The sequence below is a fragment of the Methyloversatilis universalis FAM5 genome, assembly GCF_000214035.2.
GTDB classification, from domain to species: Bacteria; Pseudomonadota; Gammaproteobacteria; order Burkholderiales; family Rhodocyclaceae; genus Methyloversatilis; species Methyloversatilis universalis.
Window position 1 is genome coordinate 42,477 of sequence record NZ_AFHG01000041.1, and the last position, 14,518, is coordinate 56,994.

Below are 14,518 nucleotides of genomic sequence, written 5' to 3' on the forward strand. Positions count from 1 at the left end.
CAGTGCGCGCACCTTGGCAAACGCAATGCCAGCGGGCGCGACGTTACCGCGCAACCGTGTGCGCGGTCAAACCGCAATGCGTCAGACCTGGCCGCCGGCAAACAGCGCGCGGACGCGTTCGAGGTCGTCCGGCGTATCGACGCCGGCATGCGGCATCGGCACGTCAGCCATCACGCGGATGCGGTAGCCATGCCACAGCGCACGCAGCTGTTCGAGCGCCTCGACCTGTTCCATCGGTGCCGGATCGAGGCGGGCATTGCGCTGCAGGAAACGCACCCGGTAGGCATAGATGCCGATATGCCGCTGGGCACCCAGAGCGGCCGGCAGCGTGTCGCGCGACGCGGCGAAGGCGTCGCGTGCCCAGGGGATCGGGGCTCGGGAGAAATACATCGCGCGGCCGTGGATGTCGCAGATCACCTTCACCACCGCCGGATTGAAGAAATCCGCGCTGTCGGTGATCGCGCTGCTGGCGGTTGCGATCGACGATTCCGGATCCTGGTCCAGTGCCTGCGCGACCTGACGGATGAGATCCGGGTCGATCAACGGTTCGTCACCCTGCACATTCACCACCACGGTGGCCGGCGACCAGCCCAGCTGTTCCGCCACTTCGGCGATGCGGTCGGTGCCGGTGGCGTGGTCACTGCGGGTCATCACCGCCTCGAAGCCGTGGGCACGCACCGCGTCGGCGATGCCTGCGTGGTCGGTGGCGACCACCAGCGCGTCGGCACCGCTCTGCGCCGCGCGCTGCGCCACCCGCACGATCATGGGCAGTCCGCCGATGTCGAGCAGCGGCTTGCCGGGCAGTCGGGTCGAGGCGTGGCGTGCGGGAATGACGACCTTGAACATGATGCCTCCCTGCGACTCAGGCGCTGCGGCCGGACGGCTCGCGCAGCGCGGCGACCTCGTCCTCGCTCATTTCGCGCGCCTCGTCCTCCAGCATGACCGGAATGCCGTCACGGATGGGGTAGGCGAGGCGGCTGGCCTTGCACTGCAGCTCGTTGCGCGCGCGGTCCAACACCAGAGGCGCCTTGGTGACCGGGCAGACGAGAATTTCAAGAAGACGTGGATCCATGCTTCAACTCCGCGAGGCGACCCAGGACAAAAGCCGCCAGATCAGGGTCGAGGCGAGCCTCGACCGGCAGCACCCAGATCGGGGTGCGCGACAAACCGTGACATTTTACCGCGTCCTTCTCGGTCAGCAGCAGCGCATCGCAGTCCGGGAACGCGACATCCTGCGGCTGATACACGTGATGGTCGGGGAACGGATGCGCGACGAAATCCAGCCCGAGCGCGCGCAGGTGGTCGAAGAAGCGCGCGGGCTCGCCGATCCCGGCCAGCGCGTGCAGGCGCAGGCCGCGCAGATCCCCGGCATCCGCGGTACGTTCCGGCGCATCGAGAAGATGGAAAACGCGGCCTTCCAGCGTCATCCGGAAGACCGGCGCTGCGCCGGCCAGCGCCTCCGCCGCGCCATTCAGCACCACCGCGTCCACCGAACGCAGCCGCGAAGGCGGTTCGCGCAGCGGGCCGGCTGGCAGCAGCAGGCGGTTCATCAGGCCGCGCCGGTCCACCACCGCGATCTCGATGTCGCGCGCCAGCGCGTAGTGCTGCAGGCCGTCGTCGCACAGCACCAGATCGCATTCGGGGTGGGCGGCCAGCCCGGCCATCGCCGCATCGGCGCGCCGTCGGCCCTGCCACACCGGTACGCCGGCGCGGCGGGCGAGCAGCACTGCTTCGTCACCCGAACGCGCCGCGTCACCCTCGGCGGTCACCGGATGCGGCGTATCAGCGTCGCCACCGTACCCGCGGGTTACGATCAGCGGCCGGCGGCCGCGCGCGCTCAGTGCGCGCGCCAGATGCAGCGTGAGCGGTGTCTTGCCGGCACCGCCGGCGATGATGTTGCCGACCACCACCACCGGCACCGGCAGGCGGGTACGTCTGAGCAGACCGGCGGCGAAGGCCGCGCGGTGCAGCGCCGCCACGAGACCGAACAGCAGGGACAGCGGCCACAGCAGCCAGGCGGCGATGCCACGGCTGCGCCACAGCGCGGGCGCGCTGTTCATCGGCCGCCGGACGCGTCCGACTGGGTGGCGAATGAAATGCCGGCGATGCCGGCCCGCTGGGCCGCCTGCATCACGTCGATGGACGACTGCAGGCGTGCGTCGCGGTCGGACGAAATGATGACCACCGGGTCCTTGCGGCCCGCCGCCGCCCGACTCAGCGCCTCGGCCAGCGCGTCGCTGCCGCGGCCGGCCACCGGCTGGCGGTTGATCAGGATTTCGCCGCGCGCGGTGATGAGCACGTTGATCTCGCGGTCATTCGCCTGCGACTCCGGCGCCTCCGCGCTGGGCAGCGTGATCTCCAGGCCGGCGGTCTTCGAGTAGGTGGTGGTCACCATCAGGAAGATGAGGATGACCAGCAGCACGTCGATCAGCGGGATCAGATTGATTTCGAGCTCTTCGCGCCCGCGGCCGCGTCGGAAATTCATCGCCGGTCCTTACTTCGCCGCACGCTCGCCGTGCACCACCTCGACCAGCTTCACCGCCTGCTGCTCCATGTCGACCACGAAGTCGTCGACCCGGCCGCGGAAGTAGCGGTGGAAGATGAGCGCCGGAATCGCCACCAGCAGACCGAAACCGGTGTTGTACAGCGCGATCGAGATGCCGCTGGCGAGCTGCTGCGGATTGCTGCCGGTCGCGGTCTGCGAGCCGAAGATTTCGATCATGCCGACCACGGTACCGAACAGGCCCATCAGCGGCGCCGCGGCGGCGATGGTGCCCAGGGTGTTCAGGTAGCGCTCGAGAAAGTGCGCGACCGCGCGGCCTTCCTCCTCGATCGCCTCTTTCATCACCTCACGGGTGCTGCGCACATTGCGCAGACCGGCCGCGAACACCCGGCCGAGCGGCGAGTGCGCGGCGACGCGGCGTATCATGTCCGGGTCGGGCTGCTTGCCCTTGAGGTCGGTCAGGATGGATTCCAGCAGCGCCTCCGGCACCACCTTGCTGCGGCGCAGGCTGGCGAGGCGTTCGATGATCAGCGCGACGGCGATGACGGAAGCCGCGATCAGCGGCCAGATCGGCCAACCGGCCGCGCGGATGATGTCGAACACGTGCGCTTTCCTTCGCTGAACAAGCCGCGAAATGTAGCCTGAGCGGATACGGGGCGGCAACCCTGCAGAAGCGGGCGTCCATGAAGGCGGTCAGGTTATCCACAGAAATTGTGGATAACTGTGTGGGTTTCGTCTGGGCGGATACGCTAAACCGGCCGCCGAAAAGATGTTTTCTTACGCCGATCAAAAATTAAGCTTCGATGACAGCCGGGTCGGATGCGCCGACACCCGACCTGCACACACTCCGGATTCCATGTCTTCCGATTTTGCTCACCCCGCCGCGGACCCGCGCGGAGAAACCGCCGCCATTGCGGTGTCCGAGCTCGCACGACGCGCCCGCATCACGCTGGAACGCCAGTTTCCGGTGCTCTGGGTACGCGGTGAGCTGTCCGGCGTCACCCGTGCGGCCTCCGGTCACCTCTACTTCTCTCTGAAGGACGACGCGGCGCAACTGCGCTGCGTCATGTTCCGCAGCCGCAGCCAGCTGCTGCCCTTCGAACCGCGTGCCGGACTGCAGGTCGAGGTGCGCGCCCAGGTTTCGCTGTACGAACCGCGCGGCGACTTCCAGCTCACGGTGGACGCGATGCGTCAGGCCGGTGTCGGCGGGCTGTTCGAAGCCTTCCTGCGCCTGAAGGCGAAGCTGGAAGCGGAAGGCCTGTTCGACGCTGCACGCAAGCGGCCGCTGCCGCAGCTGCCAGCCCGCATCGCGGTGGTCACCTCCCCCGCGGCGGCCGCGCTGCGCGACGTGCTGGCGACGCTCGCGCGACGCGCCCCGCACGTCGAACTCGTGCTGCTGCCCTGCCTGGTACAGGGCGCCGAAGCACCGGCCCGGATCGCCGCCGCGCTGGCCGCGGCTGGCCGCTGCGACGCCGATCTGGTGCTGCTGGTGCGCGGTGGCGGATCAGCCGAGGATCTGGCGGCCTTCAACGACGAGCGGGTGGCCCGCGCCATTGCCGCCTGCCCGCTGCCGGTGGTCAGCGGCGTCGGCCATGAAACCGATTTCTCGATCGCCGACTTCGTCGCCGATCTGCGCGCCGCCACACCGACCGCCGCCGCCGAAATCGTCAGCGCGGGCCATGTGGATGCCGCGCGCCGGCTGCGTGCGCTGGCCGAACGGCTGGGCCGCGCTCAGCACGACAGGCTGGACCGGCTCGGACGCCGGCTGGACGATCTGGCCGAGCGCCTGCATCCGCCGTCTCGTCAGCTCGCGCTGGCCAGCGAGCGACTGCACGCGCTGCATGCGCGGATGCGTCGCGCCGGCAGCAGCCAGCTCGGTCAGGCACACAACCGGATCGAAGGCCTGACGCTCCGACTGCGCGGCAGCCGGCCGGCACTGGACATGCGGCGGGCCGGACTGGCCCGGCTACGGGATCATCTGCAGCAGGCGGCCGGCAGCCACCTCGACGAGGCAGGTCAGCGACTGCGGCTGGCGGCGGCCCAGCTCGTACAGCTCGATCCGGGCGCCGTCCTGTCTCGCGGCTACGCGCTGGTGCGCGACGGCGAAGGCCGCATCGTGCGCGACGCGGCCACGCTCGCGGTCGGCCAGCCGGTGCGGCTGCAGTTCGGCCAGGGCAGCGCCGACGCCGACATCACCCGGCTGCGGGACAGCGATTGACCGGGACTGAAAACCTCCAGCCGCGAATGGGGGCCGAAACCGCCTTGTACTCGCAACACGCCCGACCTAAACTCTCGCCCTTGCATTGAACCGACTGACCGGGAGAACACAATATGGAACACACCCTGCCCCCCCTGCCGTACGCACTTGACGCACTGGCTCCGCACATTTCGCGTGAAACCCTGGAATTCCACTACGGCAAGCATCATCAGGCTTACGCCACCAACCTGAACAATCTGGTCAAGGGCACCGAATACGAAGCGCTCGACCTCGAAGCCATCATCAAGAAGGCCCCGGCCGGCGGCGTGTTCAACAACTCGGCCCAGGTGTGGAACCACACCTTCTTCTGGAACAGCATGAAGCCGGCAGGCGGCGGCGCACCGACCGGCGCGCTGGCTGCAGCCATCGATGCCAAGTGGGGCAGCTTCGACGAATTCAAGAAGGCGTTCAAGACCTCGGCAGTCGGCAACTTCGGCTCCGGCTGGACCTGGCTGGTCAAGAAGGCGGACGGCTCGCTGGACATCGTGAACACCTCGGGTGCCGGCACCCCGCTGACCTCGGACGCCAAGGCGCTGCTGACCATCGACGTGTGGGAACACGCCTACTACATCGACTACCGCAACCGTCGTCCGGACTTCGTCGACACCTTCCTCGCCAGCCTGGCGAACTGGGATTTCGCGGCCGCGAATTTCGCCGGCTGAACGGCCCCACGGGTTAGCCGGTGAGCCGTCGGTTCCGCCGGCCCGGTGAACCCCGCCGTCGGTGAACGGCACGAACGACGCGCTGCATGCGAACCTGCCTGCAGCGCGTTTTTCTTTGCGGCCGGTGAAACGCGGCGGGCGCGAAGGGGTCGGAGCGCAGACGTGTCCCGCCCGGGGATGCTCAGGAACAGCACAAGGAGACAGCCATGTCGCAATGGAGAAAAGCCGGCCCGAACGAGGCCTTCACGCCGGAAGAGATCGATGCCCGCCTGAAGGCGGAACTTCCGAAGTGGTATTACGAGGACGGCTGGATACGCCGCAAGTACAAGACCAGCGGCTGGAAGGGCACGCTGATGGTGGTCAATACGGTCGGCCATCTGGCCGAAGCCGCCTTCCATCATCCGGACCTCACGGTGTCCTACGCCTTCGTGATCGTGAAACTGGTGAATCACGAAGCCAAGGGCGTGACCGAGCGCGACTTCCAACTGGCAAAGAAGATCGAGGAGGTCATCATGTGGCAGCCGGGCGCGGAAGAAGGCAGCGCGCTGGCCGGTACGCCGGACGACCCGCGCTTCAAGTACATCAAGTACGACTGACTGCAGCACGCGGAGGCCGCTTGACCGACACCGGCTTGCGCATCGCGCGCCACACGGCGATCGCCGACATCGACGCCGCCGCGTGGAACGCGCTGGGCGGCGGTCATGCGACGCTGTCGCACGCCTTTCTCGATGCGCTGGAATCGTCCGGCTGCGTCAGCGCGGAGACCGGCTGGCAGCCGGACCATCTGGCGCTGTACGACGGCGACACGCTGGTGGCCGCCCTGCCCGGCTATCTGAAGTCGCACAGCTACGGCGAGTACGTGTTCGACTGGGCGTGGGCGGAGGCGCTGGAACGCACCGGCCGCAGCTACTACCCGAAACAGCTGTCCGCCATCCCCTACACCCCGGTGCCCGGCCCCCGGCTGCTGGCCCGAGACGACGCAGCCCGCACGCGACTGGTCGATACCTGGCTGCAGCAGGCCGAAAGCTCGGGCCTGTCGTCCGCCCACCTGCTGTTTCCGGATGCGGTATCGCTGGCCGCGCTGCGGGACCGGCCCGGCCTGCTGCTGCGCGAATCGGTGCAGTTCCACTGGCACAACGCCGGCTACGCCGACTACGAAGCCTTCCTGGCGACGCTGAGCAGGGACAAACGCAAGAAGATCCGCCAGGAGCGGCGGCGGGTGCGCGATGCCGGCGTCACGCTGAGGCGGGTGGACGGTGCCGACCTGGACGACGCGGCGCTGGCGCTGTTCATCACCTGCTACCGCAACACCTACCGCGTGCGCGGACAGCGGCCCTACCTCAACGCCCGCTTCTTCGAAACGCTGCGCAGCCGCACACCCTCGTCACTGATGATGGTGATCGCGTCGCGCGACGGACATGACATCGCGTGCGCACTGAGCCTGCGCGACGAAAGGCGGCTGTACGGCCGCTGGTGGGGAGAGATGGAATACGTGCCCTGCCTGCATTTCGAGGCCTGTTACCACCAGGGCATCGAATACGCGATCGAGCGCGGTCTGGAAGCGTTCGAAGGCGGTGCCCAGGGCGAGCACAAGATGGCGCGCGGCTTCGAGCCGGTGCGCACCGCGTCGGCGCATTGGCTGCGCGACGCGGATTTCGCGGATGCCGTGGCGCGCTACCTGCAGAGGGAGCGGGCCGGCATGGCACTGCATATCAACGAGCTTGAGGAACGCTCCCCGTACCGGGACGGCAGCCGCGCCACCGTCGGGCAGGAGGGCGCCCCGCCCGCCGACCTTCAGTAGTTGGGCTTTTCTTCGGCCTGCTGGTAACGCTCGACGCCGGTCATGATTTCCTTCTTGGCGTCTTCGATGTCGGCCCAGCCCTGGACCTTGACGAACTTGCCCGGCTCCAGATCTTTGTAGTGCTCGAAGAAGTGCGAGATCTGGTCCAGCAGGATCTGCGGAAGATCGCGCGGGCTCTGCACCGAGCGGTACATCGGCGTGAGCTTGTCCACCGGCACCGCCAGCAGCTTCGCGTCTTCGCCCGCCTCATCGACCATCTTCAGCATGCCGATCGGGCGGCAGCGCACCACCACGCCCGGCGGCAGCGCGAACTGGGTCAGCACCAGCACGTCGACCGGGTCACCGTCACCGGCGATGGTGTGCGGGATGTAGCCGTAGTTGCACGGGTAGTGCATGGCGGTCGACATGAAGCGGTCGACGAAAATGGCGCCCGATTCCTTGTCGACCTCGTACTTGACCGGGTCAGAATGCATCGGGATTTCGATCACAACGTTGAAATCGTTGGGCAGATCCTTGCCCGACGGAACTCGTTCCAGACCCATGTCTCGCTCCTTGTGAAAAGCCCGCGATTATAGCGATTGTTGCGGCGCAACAGAAGAATCGTGTCGCAACCTCAGGTCAAGCGTCACATGGGCCAGCGACGGTTCGCCGTCCAGCGCAACACGCAGCTGCTCCAGATCCGCGGCCGGCCCGGCCTCCACCGTCAGCGAAAGCGCGTGGCGACCGGGCGCCAGCAGCCACAGATGCAGGTCCAGCGTCACGCCGCCCCAGCGCTCGACGTGCGCATGCACCGCGCGCGCCACCGGCCCACCGATCTGCCGGTCCAGCAGCACCGAGGCACTGTCGCGCGCCAGCTGCCAGGCCCAGCGCAGGATGAGCAGGCCGCCGGCCGCCGCCACGATCGGGTCCAGCCAGTCCATGCCGGCCCACTTGCCGGCCAGCAGCGCGCCGATGGCGGCGATCGAGGTCAGCGCGTCGGCCAGCACATGCAGATAGGCGGCACGCAGGTTGTGATCGTGGTGATGGTGGTGATGCCGCTCGTGCTCGTCGTCATGGTCGTGCCCCGGGTGAGCGTGATGATGATGCGTACCGTGTCCTTCGCGGCCGTGCAGCAGCCAGGCGCTGACCAGATTGACCGCCAGACCGATCAGCGCCACCACCAGTGCCTCCTCGTGCCGGATGGCATGCGGCGAATGCAGGCGGCTGGCCGCCTCGAACAGCATGAACACCGCCACACCGGCCAGCAGCAGGCTGGAGGTGTAGCTGGCCAGATAGGACACCTTGCCCGGACCGAAACTGTAGAAGGCCTGGCCGGCGTGGCGCCTCATATAGCGGTAGGCATAGGCACTGATGGCCATCGCCGCCACATGGGTGCCCATATGCCAGCCGTCGGCCAGCAGCGCCATCGACCCGGACAGATGGCCGGTCACGATCTCCGCAACCATGGCCAGCGCGCTGAGCCACAGCACATGCTCGATGGCGCGGCCGGACTGTTCCGGGTGAGGCAGGAAATCCGGGTCATGCACCGGGCAGAACGGCTTTGCGGTGCGATCCGGGTGAGCGGCGGGAGCAGGTCGGGCGGACGTACGGGAAGCGTGTCGGGTCATGGCGCGATTGTAGGCGTTCGCGCGCCGGGCGCCGCGTTTGCAGATTCTTGCGTTGGCTCAAACTGGAGCGCTTGACAGGCACCCTGCACTGTGAATTAATGCGAACCATTCTCATTCCTATGATTATTGCCGAATGTCGCAGCCTTCCAGCACACAGGTAACGGTACCGAGCCCGCGTCCGGCTGCCGACCTCGTGCAGCGACCCGCCCTCGATTCCACCACCCTGCTTGCAGGCCAGAAGCAGGTGGCGATCCGGCATGGCGACGAGCTGTATTCGCTGCGCCTGACCCGCAACGGCAAACTCATCCTGACCAAGTAGGACGACATGTACATCTGCCTGTGCGAACCGGTCACCGACCGGGACATCCGAGCCGCCGTCCAGACCGGCTGCCGCACCCTGCGCGACGTGGCCGGCCAGCTCGGCTGCTGCCGCGACTGCGGGCGCTGCGCCAAGGCGGCGAAGGAAGTGATCGACGCCACGCGCGCCGAGATGCGGCCGATACGGTTGCAGCGCAACACCCAGCCGGCGATGGCCGCCTGAAAATCGGACGCCGGCGGACGCAGAGCGCACACGACAGCCTAGAATCCGGTCAGGCGTCACCGTTTGTGGCACCGCCTGACTGGGAGAATCCAAATGAAGGGCGACAAGAAGGTTCTGCAGTACCTGAACAAGCAGCTGGTCAATGAACTGACCGCGATCAACCAGTACTTCCTGCATGCACGCATGTACAAGAACTGGGGACTGAACAAGCTCGGCGACCACGAGTATCACGAGTCGATCGAGGAAATGAAGCATGCGGACATGCTGATCGAGCGCATCCTGATGCTCGACGGCCTGCCCAATCTGCAGGACCTGCACAAGCTGCTGATCGGCGAGAACGTGCCGGAAATGCTGGGCGGCGACCTGAAGGTCGAACAGCTGTCGCACGCGACGCTGAAGGAAGCGATCGCCTGCAGCGAAACTGCCGGTGACTACGTGTCGCGCGACCTGTTCCGCAAGATTCTCGCCGACACCGAAGAACACATCGACTGGCTGGAAACCCAGCTGGACCTGATCGACAAGATGGGACTGCAGAACTACACGCAGTCCGCCATGGGAGAACTCGGCAGCTGATGCACCGGGCGGTTTCGTACTGAACTGCCCGCGACCCGCCCTCGGCGGGTCACGCAACTCCGGACGATACGAAACCGCCATGAAAGCGCTGAACGCCCCCGCGCGGACCGCCGGCCGGTCCGCCTCCGCCTCCCGCACCCTGCTGTCGGTGCTCGCCAGTGTGGCCGCCGCCTGGCTGCTGGTGTCCCTCCCCGATGTCGCCGCGCTCCGGAATGCCGCCTTGGCAGGCGCTGTACCGGCCGTCTCCCTCCAGCCGTCGCCGCGCCCACTCTGATTCACGACACGCACCGATGCCGATGCACACCGCCTCCATCCTTCGTCTGACCGTCCGGGTGCCCGCATGAGCAGCGCCGTCCTGCGCCCGGACGCACCTGAATTCGTTTCTCCCGCGCCTGCACTCGGCCCGGCCGCCGCGCGCCTGGTGCGCCGCATCGCGATCAGCGGCATCCCGCGTACCGGGCTCACGCTGCGCGGCGCCGCCCTGGCCGGCGCACTGCTGCTGCATGTGCTGGCCCTGCTGTGGATCGTGCATGGCCCGGCGCCGGTCGACGCGCCGCAGATCGTCATGCACGCCGCGCTGATCGCGCCCGAGCCGCTGCCGATGACGGCGCCGGAGCCGCCGAAGGAACAGCCGCGCATCGAGCCCGAACAGCCCAAGCCGCTGAAGCAGCCCAAGCCGCAGCGCAAGGAAACCGCGCTGCCGGTGCTGGCCGCCGCCAGCGACGCGCCGACCGCGGCCACCGTAGCGCCGCAGCCGCCGGCACCACCCGAACCGGTGGCCATCGACGCGGCCCCCGCCCGCCCGGCGCCTCCCAGCGCCGCGCCTGAAAGTGCGCCCGCCGCGGCACCGGTCATTCCGCCGCGCCACGATGCGGCCTATCTGCAGAATCCAACCCCGCCCTATCCGCCGATGGCCAAGCGCCAGAACCAGACCGGCCGCGTGATACTGCGGGTGATGGTCAGCGCGGAAGGGCTGCCGACCAGCGTGACGGTGCTGACCTCCAGCGGCTACGAGCTGCTGGACCAGGCCGCGCTCGATGTGGTGCGCAACCGCTGGAAATTCGTACCGGCCAAGCGCGGCGACCAGGCGGTGGCCGGCCAGGTCGACGTGCCGCTGTCCTTCCGCCTCGGCCCCGGCACATGATTTGACCCGGCCCGCCGCAAGCGTACACTGCGCGGCGGCCGATTTACGACTCAGGCTTCCATCAGGAGACAATTGAATGAACGATTCCCTCGGTTTTGCGCACTTTCTGTCGAATGCAGACGGTGTCGCGACCACCATCCTCGTGCTGATGGTGCTGGCCTCCATCGGCACCTGGTTCCTCATCGTGCTGAAAGGCATCGTCGCGGTGCGCCAGCGCCGTGCCAGCGGCGCCTTCCTCGACCGCTTCTGGAATGCCTCGTCGCTGGAAGACGTGGCGCGCGACATGCGTTCGCACGGCGTGACCGATCCGTTCTCGCACCTGGTGCATGAAGGTTTCAGCGCAGTCGAAACCCTGCGCAGCGGCAACGCCGGCACCCGCGGCCTGATAGCCACCGGCAGCGCCGACGAATTCCTGACCCGCGCGCTGAAGCGCTCGATCGAGCGCGACCGCAGCCGCATGGAATATGGTCAGACCTTCCTGGCGTCGGTCGCCTCCAGCGCGCCCTTCATCGGCCTGCTCGGCACCGTGTGGGGCATCTATCACGCTCTGCTGGCCATCGGCATGTCCGGCCAGGGCACGCTGGACAAGGTGGCCGGCCCGGTCGGCGAGGCGCTCATCATGACCGCCATCGGTCTGGCCACCGCCATCCCGGCGGCACTGGCGTTCAACTTCTTCGCCCGTTCGACCCGCAACGTGATGGCCGAACTGAACAGCTTCGCGCATGACGTGTTCGTCATGCTGTCGACCGGCGTCAAGGACAGCGGCTCGAACGACCCGAAGGCCACCGGCGATCGCGTGCTGTCGCTGGTCGAACGCGCCCGCGGCAACCACTGAGCGGGAGCGCTGAACCATGGCTTTTGCAAGTTTCGAGCAGGACGACGACGGCCCGATGGCGGAAATCAACATGATTCCGCTGATCGACGTGATGCTGGTGCTGCTCATCATTTTCATGGTGACCGCGCCGCTGCTCACCCACGCGGTCAAGGTCGACCTGCCCAAGGAATCGACCAGCGCCAACCAGCTGCCGCCGGAAAACATCCAGATCGCCATCGGTCCTGACGAACAGCTGTACTGGGCCGGCGAGAAGGTAGACGCCGACACGCTGAAGGCGCGTCTGCAGGAAGCAGCCGCCAAGGACAAGAATGCCGAGATCCAGCTGCGTGCCGACCAGAACGTGCCCTACCGCTCGGTGGCGCACGTGATGAGCGAGGCAGCCCGCCTGGGTCTCACCCGCATCGGCTTCGTCACCGATCCGTCGGCGGCCAAGTAATCAGCTGCTGCCCGGTCACGAACGGCCGCCCCATGGGGCGGCCGTTCTGCTTTGTAGCCCCCCCTGCACATATTCCGGACAGATGCGCTTGACAGCTCGATCCGGTATTGATGTAATGCGAATCGTTCTCATGTAGAACAAAACCGCAGCGCTGCTGCGCACCTGCCAGCCCGCCCCGCGACACTCCGCGGTCCGATGCCAGCCTCCCTATCCAGAACAGCGCGAACGCCTGCCGTTCGCCCAGCCGGAGGCCGCATCGATATGACCCCGCAAGCACAGAACGCCGCCGAAGCCAGCCCGAGCACGCTGGCGGCCGCAACGCTTTTCGTGATGACCCGCTTCGCCGAGCGCCCCTGCCCGGAAGTGGCCCAGATGGTGATCCGCCATCTTGAAGTGGTGGCCGACGACGAGCGCGCCGATCCGCTGATGCGCGAAGTCTGCGGCGCGCTCATCCACCGCTGGTCGCAGCACGCAGCCAGTTCGCCGGTCTCGCGCACCGCCCACTGAGTTCAGTCTTCCCTCGCATCTGATACCCGGAGTTTCCATGTCCCGCTATACCGGTCCCCGCCTGCGCGTGCTGCGCGCCCTCGGCACCGAACTGCCCGGCCTCACGCGCAAGAGCGCCGAGAACCGTACCTCGCCGCCCGGCCAGCACGGCAACCGTCCGAACCGCCGGAAATCCGAATTCGGCGCCCAGCTGATGGAGAAGCAGAAGCTGCGCTACAACTACGGCCTGACTGAAACCCAGCTGCGCGCGGTATTCAGGGAAGCCGAACGGTCGACGCTGCCCACCGGCGAAAAACTGGTCGAACTGCTGGAACGCCGGCTCGACAACATCGTGTTCCGCGGCGGCCTCGCGCCCACCCTTCCGGCTGCCCGCCAACTGGTGCGCCATCGCCACGTGCTGCTCAACGGCCGGCGGGTGAACATTCCGTCCATCCGGCTGCGTGTGGGCGACACGGTCACGCTGACCGAGAAGGGACGCGCGGTGCAGAGCGTGGTCGATGCGCTGGCCACGCCATCGCTCGAGCGTGCCGAATGGATCGCCTTCGATGCATCCGCCCTCAGCCTGCGTCTGGCGCACCTGCCGCCGGGCGATGCCACGCCCTTCCCTTTCGAATCGCAGAAGGTGGTCGAGTTCTACGCGCTGCGCGTGTAGGCCGCTGCCGTCCTCGGGCCAGCCACGCGCCGGCCCCCATCCTGCCAGCCAGCCCGCCTGCGGGGCCAGCCAGTCATGTCCATCCCTGGAGCGCCCATGACCCCCGCAATCACCCGACTGTTCTCTCCTCCGACCTCCGCCGTCCGGCACGTTTCCTGTCACTGCGGCCCGCACCGTCTGCGGGCCGCATGTCCCGGTTCATCCAACGAAAGAGGTCATTCCATGATGTCATCCGCCCTGCGCAGCGCAGCACTGCCGCTGTTCGCCTCCGCCGGCCTGTTCATCGCCGGCCAGGCACACGCCAGCACCACCCATGCGGCCTTCGACACCCCGGTCGATTCGGTCGCCACCGACGGCTTCAACAACCTGACCGCGGCGCGCATCACCAGCGCACAACTGGCCGCGGGCATCGCGTCCAACGTCGAGAGCGAGGGCGGCGCCACGCTGCGCCGGACCTCGGGGGGCGCCTACCCGGCGTCGGCCGGCCTGTACCAGTTCGCCGGCAACGGCTCGACCTTCGAGATCGCGGTCAGCGACGCGGTGGACGGCCTCACCGGTCTCACCTTCCAGAGCTATGTGAATGTCAGCACCGGCAGCAACGGCATCTATGGCCTGCTCGCCGCGAACAACCTTCCGCGCCTGAGCTTCAACGGTGGCAGCCAGTTCCTGATCGCCAGCAGCCAGGTAAGCGAAAACCTCGGCTACACCGACTTCTTCACCGGTCAGTACGTGGCGTCCGATCCGAGCAATCCGAATCACCTCACCTTCAGCTGGGACCTCGCCGCGCTGGGCGTCACCGTACCGGTCACCAGTTTCCGCATCACCTTCGCCACCGACAACCACGCGCAGATCCAGTCCTTCCAGCTCGATCAGCGGGTGGCGGGTGTGACGGCACCCACCGCTCCGGTTCCGGAGCCGGAAACCTATGCGCTGATGCTGGCCGGTCTGGGCCTGGTCGCGCTGGGCGCGCGCCGTCGCAGGCACTGATCCGCTCACACGC

At 67.5% G+C, this 14,518-nt stretch carries 21 protein-coding genes; 14 read left to right on the forward strand and 7 right to left on the reverse strand.

The genetic code is table 11. The features are described 5' to 3' along the window. Positions 1-81 precede the first annotated feature (81 nt). Genes kdsB through METUNV1_RS06860 form a run of 5 tightly spaced genes read right to left on the reverse strand, consistent with a single transcriptional unit; the run spans position 82 to position 3,106 of the window. On the reverse strand, positions 82-846 hold the full coding sequence (kdsB, locus tag METUNV1_RS06840) for a 3-deoxy-manno-octulosonate cytidylyltransferase (RefSeq protein ID WP_008060167.1): 765 nt from the start codon (positions 844-846) through the stop codon (positions 82-84). A 16-nt stretch (positions 847-862) separates the two neighbouring features. Further along, a complete protein-coding gene (locus METUNV1_RS06845) occupies positions 863-1,072 on the reverse strand; it encodes a Trm112 family protein (RefSeq protein ID WP_008060169.1) in 210 nt (69 codons plus the stop codon). Next, the gene (gene lpxK, locus METUNV1_RS06850; protein ID WP_008060170.1) at positions 1,053-2,060 is read right to left on the reverse strand and encodes a tetraacyldisaccharide 4'-kinase; all 1,008 of its coding nucleotides are present in this window, start codon (positions 2,058-2,060) and stop codon (positions 1,053-1,055) included. The genes METUNV1_RS06845 and lpxK overlap by 20 nt, the downstream gene beginning before the upstream one ends. Next, positions 2,057-2,485, reverse strand: coding sequence for an ExbD/TolR family protein (locus tag METUNV1_RS06855; protein ID WP_008060173.1), 429 nt, complete (start codon positions 2,483-2,485; stop codon positions 2,057-2,059). Before METUNV1_RS06855 ends, lpxK begins: the two co-directional genes overlap by 4 nt. 9 nt (positions 2,486-2,494) lie before the next feature. Next, positions 2,495-3,106, reverse strand: coding sequence for a MotA/TolQ/ExbB proton channel family protein (locus METUNV1_RS06860; protein WP_008060175.1), 612 nt, complete (start codon positions 3,104-3,106; stop codon positions 2,495-2,497). A gap of 253 nt (positions 3,107-3,359) precedes the next feature. Here METUNV1_RS06860 and xseA point away from each other — a divergent pair, with 253 nt between their 5' ends. The 4 genes from xseA to METUNV1_RS06880 all read left to right on the forward strand — a co-directional run bounded on the left by xseA (position 3,360) and on the right by METUNV1_RS06880 (position 7,223). Next, the gene (xseA, locus tag METUNV1_RS06865; protein WP_008060177.1) at positions 3,360-4,721 is read left to right on the forward strand and encodes an exodeoxyribonuclease VII large subunit; all 1,362 of its coding nucleotides are present in this window, start codon (positions 3,360-3,362) and stop codon (positions 4,719-4,721) included. 113 nt (positions 4,722-4,834) lie between these two features. Next, positions 4,835-5,422, forward strand: coding sequence for a superoxide dismutase (locus METUNV1_RS06870; RefSeq protein WP_008060179.1), 588 nt, complete (start codon positions 4,835-4,837; stop codon positions 5,420-5,422). 206 nt (positions 5,423-5,628) lie between these two features. Continuing rightward, on the forward strand, positions 5,629-6,018 hold the full coding sequence (locus METUNV1_RS06875) for a 4a-hydroxytetrahydrobiopterin dehydratase (RefSeq protein ID WP_008060181.1): 390 nt from the start codon (positions 5,629-5,631) through the stop codon (positions 6,016-6,018). 20 nt (positions 6,019-6,038) lie between these two features. Then, on the forward strand, positions 6,039-7,223 hold the full coding sequence (locus METUNV1_RS06880; protein WP_008060182.1) for a GNAT family N-acetyltransferase: 1,185 nt from the start codon (positions 6,039-6,041) through the stop codon (positions 7,221-7,223). On the opposite strand, the gene ppa is transcribed toward METUNV1_RS06880, so the two are convergent. Next, on the reverse strand, positions 7,217-7,765 hold the full coding sequence (gene ppa / locus METUNV1_RS06885) for an inorganic diphosphatase (protein WP_008060184.1): 549 nt from the start codon (positions 7,763-7,765) through the stop codon (positions 7,217-7,219). The two genes, METUNV1_RS06880 and ppa, sit on opposite strands and share 7 nt — an antisense overlap. A 27-nt stretch (positions 7,766-7,792) precedes the next feature. Beyond that, positions 7,793-8,749 (reverse strand): CDF family Co(II)/Ni(II) efflux transporter DmeF, encoded by a 957-nt coding sequence (dmeF, locus tag METUNV1_RS06890; protein WP_008060187.1) that lies wholly within the window; start codon positions 8,747-8,749, stop codon positions 7,793-7,795. 214 nt (positions 8,750-8,963) lie between these two features. On the opposite strand from dmeF, the gene hemP reads away from it, so the two are divergent. From hemP to METUNV1_RS06940, 10 genes are all read left to right on the forward strand, one after another. Next, a complete protein-coding gene (hemP, locus tag METUNV1_RS06895; protein ID WP_008060188.1) occupies positions 8,964-9,149 on the forward strand; it encodes a hemin uptake protein HemP in 186 nt (61 codons plus the stop codon). A gap of 6 nt (positions 9,150-9,155) precedes the next feature. Then, positions 9,156-9,371 carry a (2Fe-2S)-binding protein gene (locus METUNV1_RS06900; RefSeq protein WP_008060190.1) on the forward strand — a complete coding sequence of 72 codons (216 nt, stop codon included), beginning with the start codon at positions 9,156-9,158 and terminating at the stop codon, positions 9,369-9,371. Between the two features lie 93 nt (positions 9,372-9,464). Then, positions 9,465-9,944, forward strand: a complete 480-nt coding sequence (bfr, locus tag METUNV1_RS06905) for a bacterioferritin (protein ID WP_008060192.1) — start codon at positions 9,465-9,467, stop codon at positions 9,942-9,944. Positions 9,945-10,023: 79 nt separating this feature from the next. Next, positions 10,024-10,218, forward strand: a complete 195-nt coding sequence (locus METUNV1_RS06910) for a hypothetical protein (protein ID WP_008060194.1) — start codon at positions 10,024-10,026, stop codon at positions 10,216-10,218. Between the two features lie 66 nt (positions 10,219-10,284). Next, positions 10,285-11,088 carry an energy transducer TonB gene (locus METUNV1_RS06915; protein ID WP_008060196.1) on the forward strand — a complete coding sequence of 268 codons (804 nt, stop codon included), beginning with the start codon at positions 10,285-10,287 and terminating at the stop codon, positions 11,086-11,088. A gap of 76 nt (positions 11,089-11,164) precedes the next feature. Then, positions 11,165-11,923, forward strand: coding sequence for a MotA/TolQ/ExbB proton channel family protein (locus tag METUNV1_RS06920; RefSeq protein WP_008060198.1), 759 nt, complete (start codon positions 11,165-11,167; stop codon positions 11,921-11,923). 16 nt (positions 11,924-11,939) lie between these two features. Beyond that, complete coding sequence (locus METUNV1_RS06925; RefSeq protein ID WP_008060199.1) at positions 11,940-12,359, forward strand: ExbD/TolR family protein; 420 nt, start codon at positions 11,940-11,942, stop codon at positions 12,357-12,359. Positions 12,360-12,620: 261 nt separating this feature from the next. Continuing rightward, positions 12,621-12,866 (forward strand): hypothetical protein, encoded by a 246-nt coding sequence (locus tag METUNV1_RS06930; protein WP_008060201.1) that lies wholly within the window; start codon positions 12,621-12,623, stop codon positions 12,864-12,866. A gap of 37 nt (positions 12,867-12,903) precedes the next feature. Continuing rightward, on the forward strand, positions 12,904-13,518 hold the full coding sequence (gene rpsD, locus METUNV1_RS06935; RefSeq protein ID WP_008060203.1) for a 30S ribosomal protein S4: 615 nt from the start codon (positions 12,904-12,906) through the stop codon (positions 13,516-13,518). Positions 13,519-13,740: 222 nt separating this feature from the next. Then, positions 13,741-14,505, forward strand: coding sequence for a PEP-CTERM sorting domain-containing protein (locus tag METUNV1_RS06940; protein ID WP_008060206.1), 765 nt, complete (start codon positions 13,741-13,743; stop codon positions 14,503-14,505). The last annotated feature ends 13 nt before the right edge of the window (positions 14,506-14,518 follow it).

Coding starts and splice junctions, on each gene's coding strand:
- kdsB (WP_008060167.1), bottom strand. CDS start 846: ATGTTCAAGGTCGTCATTCCCGCACGCCACGCCTCGACCCGACTGCCC.
- METUNV1_RS06845 (WP_008060169.1), bottom strand. CDS start 1,072: ATGGATCCACGTCTTCTTGAAATTCTCGTCTGCCCGGTCACCAAGGCG.
- lpxK (WP_008060170.1), bottom strand. CDS start 2,060: ATGAACAGCGCGCCCGCGCTGTGGCGCAGCCGTGGCATCGCCGCCTGG.
- METUNV1_RS06855 (WP_008060173.1), bottom strand. CDS start 2,485: ATGAATTTCCGACGCGGCCGCGGGCGCGAAGAGCTCGAAATCAATCTG.
- xseA (WP_008060177.1), top strand. CDS start 3,360: ATGTCTTCCGATTTTGCTCACCCCGCCGCGGACCCGCGCGGAGAAACC.
- METUNV1_RS06870 (WP_008060179.1), top strand. CDS start 4,835: ATGGAACACACCCTGCCCCCCCTGCCGTACGCACTTGACGCACTGGCT.
- METUNV1_RS06875 (WP_008060181.1), top strand. CDS start 5,629: ATGTCGCAATGGAGAAAAGCCGGCCCGAACGAGGCCTTCACGCCGGAA.
- ppa (WP_008060184.1), bottom strand. CDS start 7,765: ATGGGTCTGGAACGAGTTCCGTCGGGCAAGGATCTGCCCAACGATTTC.
- hemP (WP_008060188.1), top strand. CDS start 8,964: ATGTCGCAGCCTTCCAGCACACAGGTAACGGTACCGAGCCCGCGTCCG.
- METUNV1_RS06900 (WP_008060190.1), top strand. CDS start 9,156: ATGTACATCTGCCTGTGCGAACCGGTCACCGACCGGGACATCCGAGCC.
- bfr (WP_008060192.1), top strand. CDS start 9,465: ATGAAGGGCGACAAGAAGGTTCTGCAGTACCTGAACAAGCAGCTGGTC.
- METUNV1_RS06910 (WP_008060194.1), top strand. CDS start 10,024: ATGAAAGCGCTGAACGCCCCCGCGCGGACCGCCGGCCGGTCCGCCTCC.
- METUNV1_RS06915 (WP_008060196.1), top strand. CDS start 10,285: ATGAGCAGCGCCGTCCTGCGCCCGGACGCACCTGAATTCGTTTCTCCC.
- METUNV1_RS06920 (WP_008060198.1), top strand. CDS start 11,165: ATGAACGATTCCCTCGGTTTTGCGCACTTTCTGTCGAATGCAGACGGT.
- METUNV1_RS06925 (WP_008060199.1), top strand. CDS start 11,940: ATGGCTTTTGCAAGTTTCGAGCAGGACGACGACGGCCCGATGGCGGAA.
- METUNV1_RS06930 (WP_008060201.1), top strand. CDS start 12,621: ATGACCCCGCAAGCACAGAACGCCGCCGAAGCCAGCCCGAGCACGCTG.
- rpsD (WP_008060203.1), top strand. CDS start 12,904: ATGTCCCGCTATACCGGTCCCCGCCTGCGCGTGCTGCGCGCCCTCGGC.
- METUNV1_RS06940 (WP_008060206.1), top strand. CDS start 13,741: ATGATGTCATCCGCCCTGCGCAGCGCAGCACTGCCGCTGTTCGCCTCC.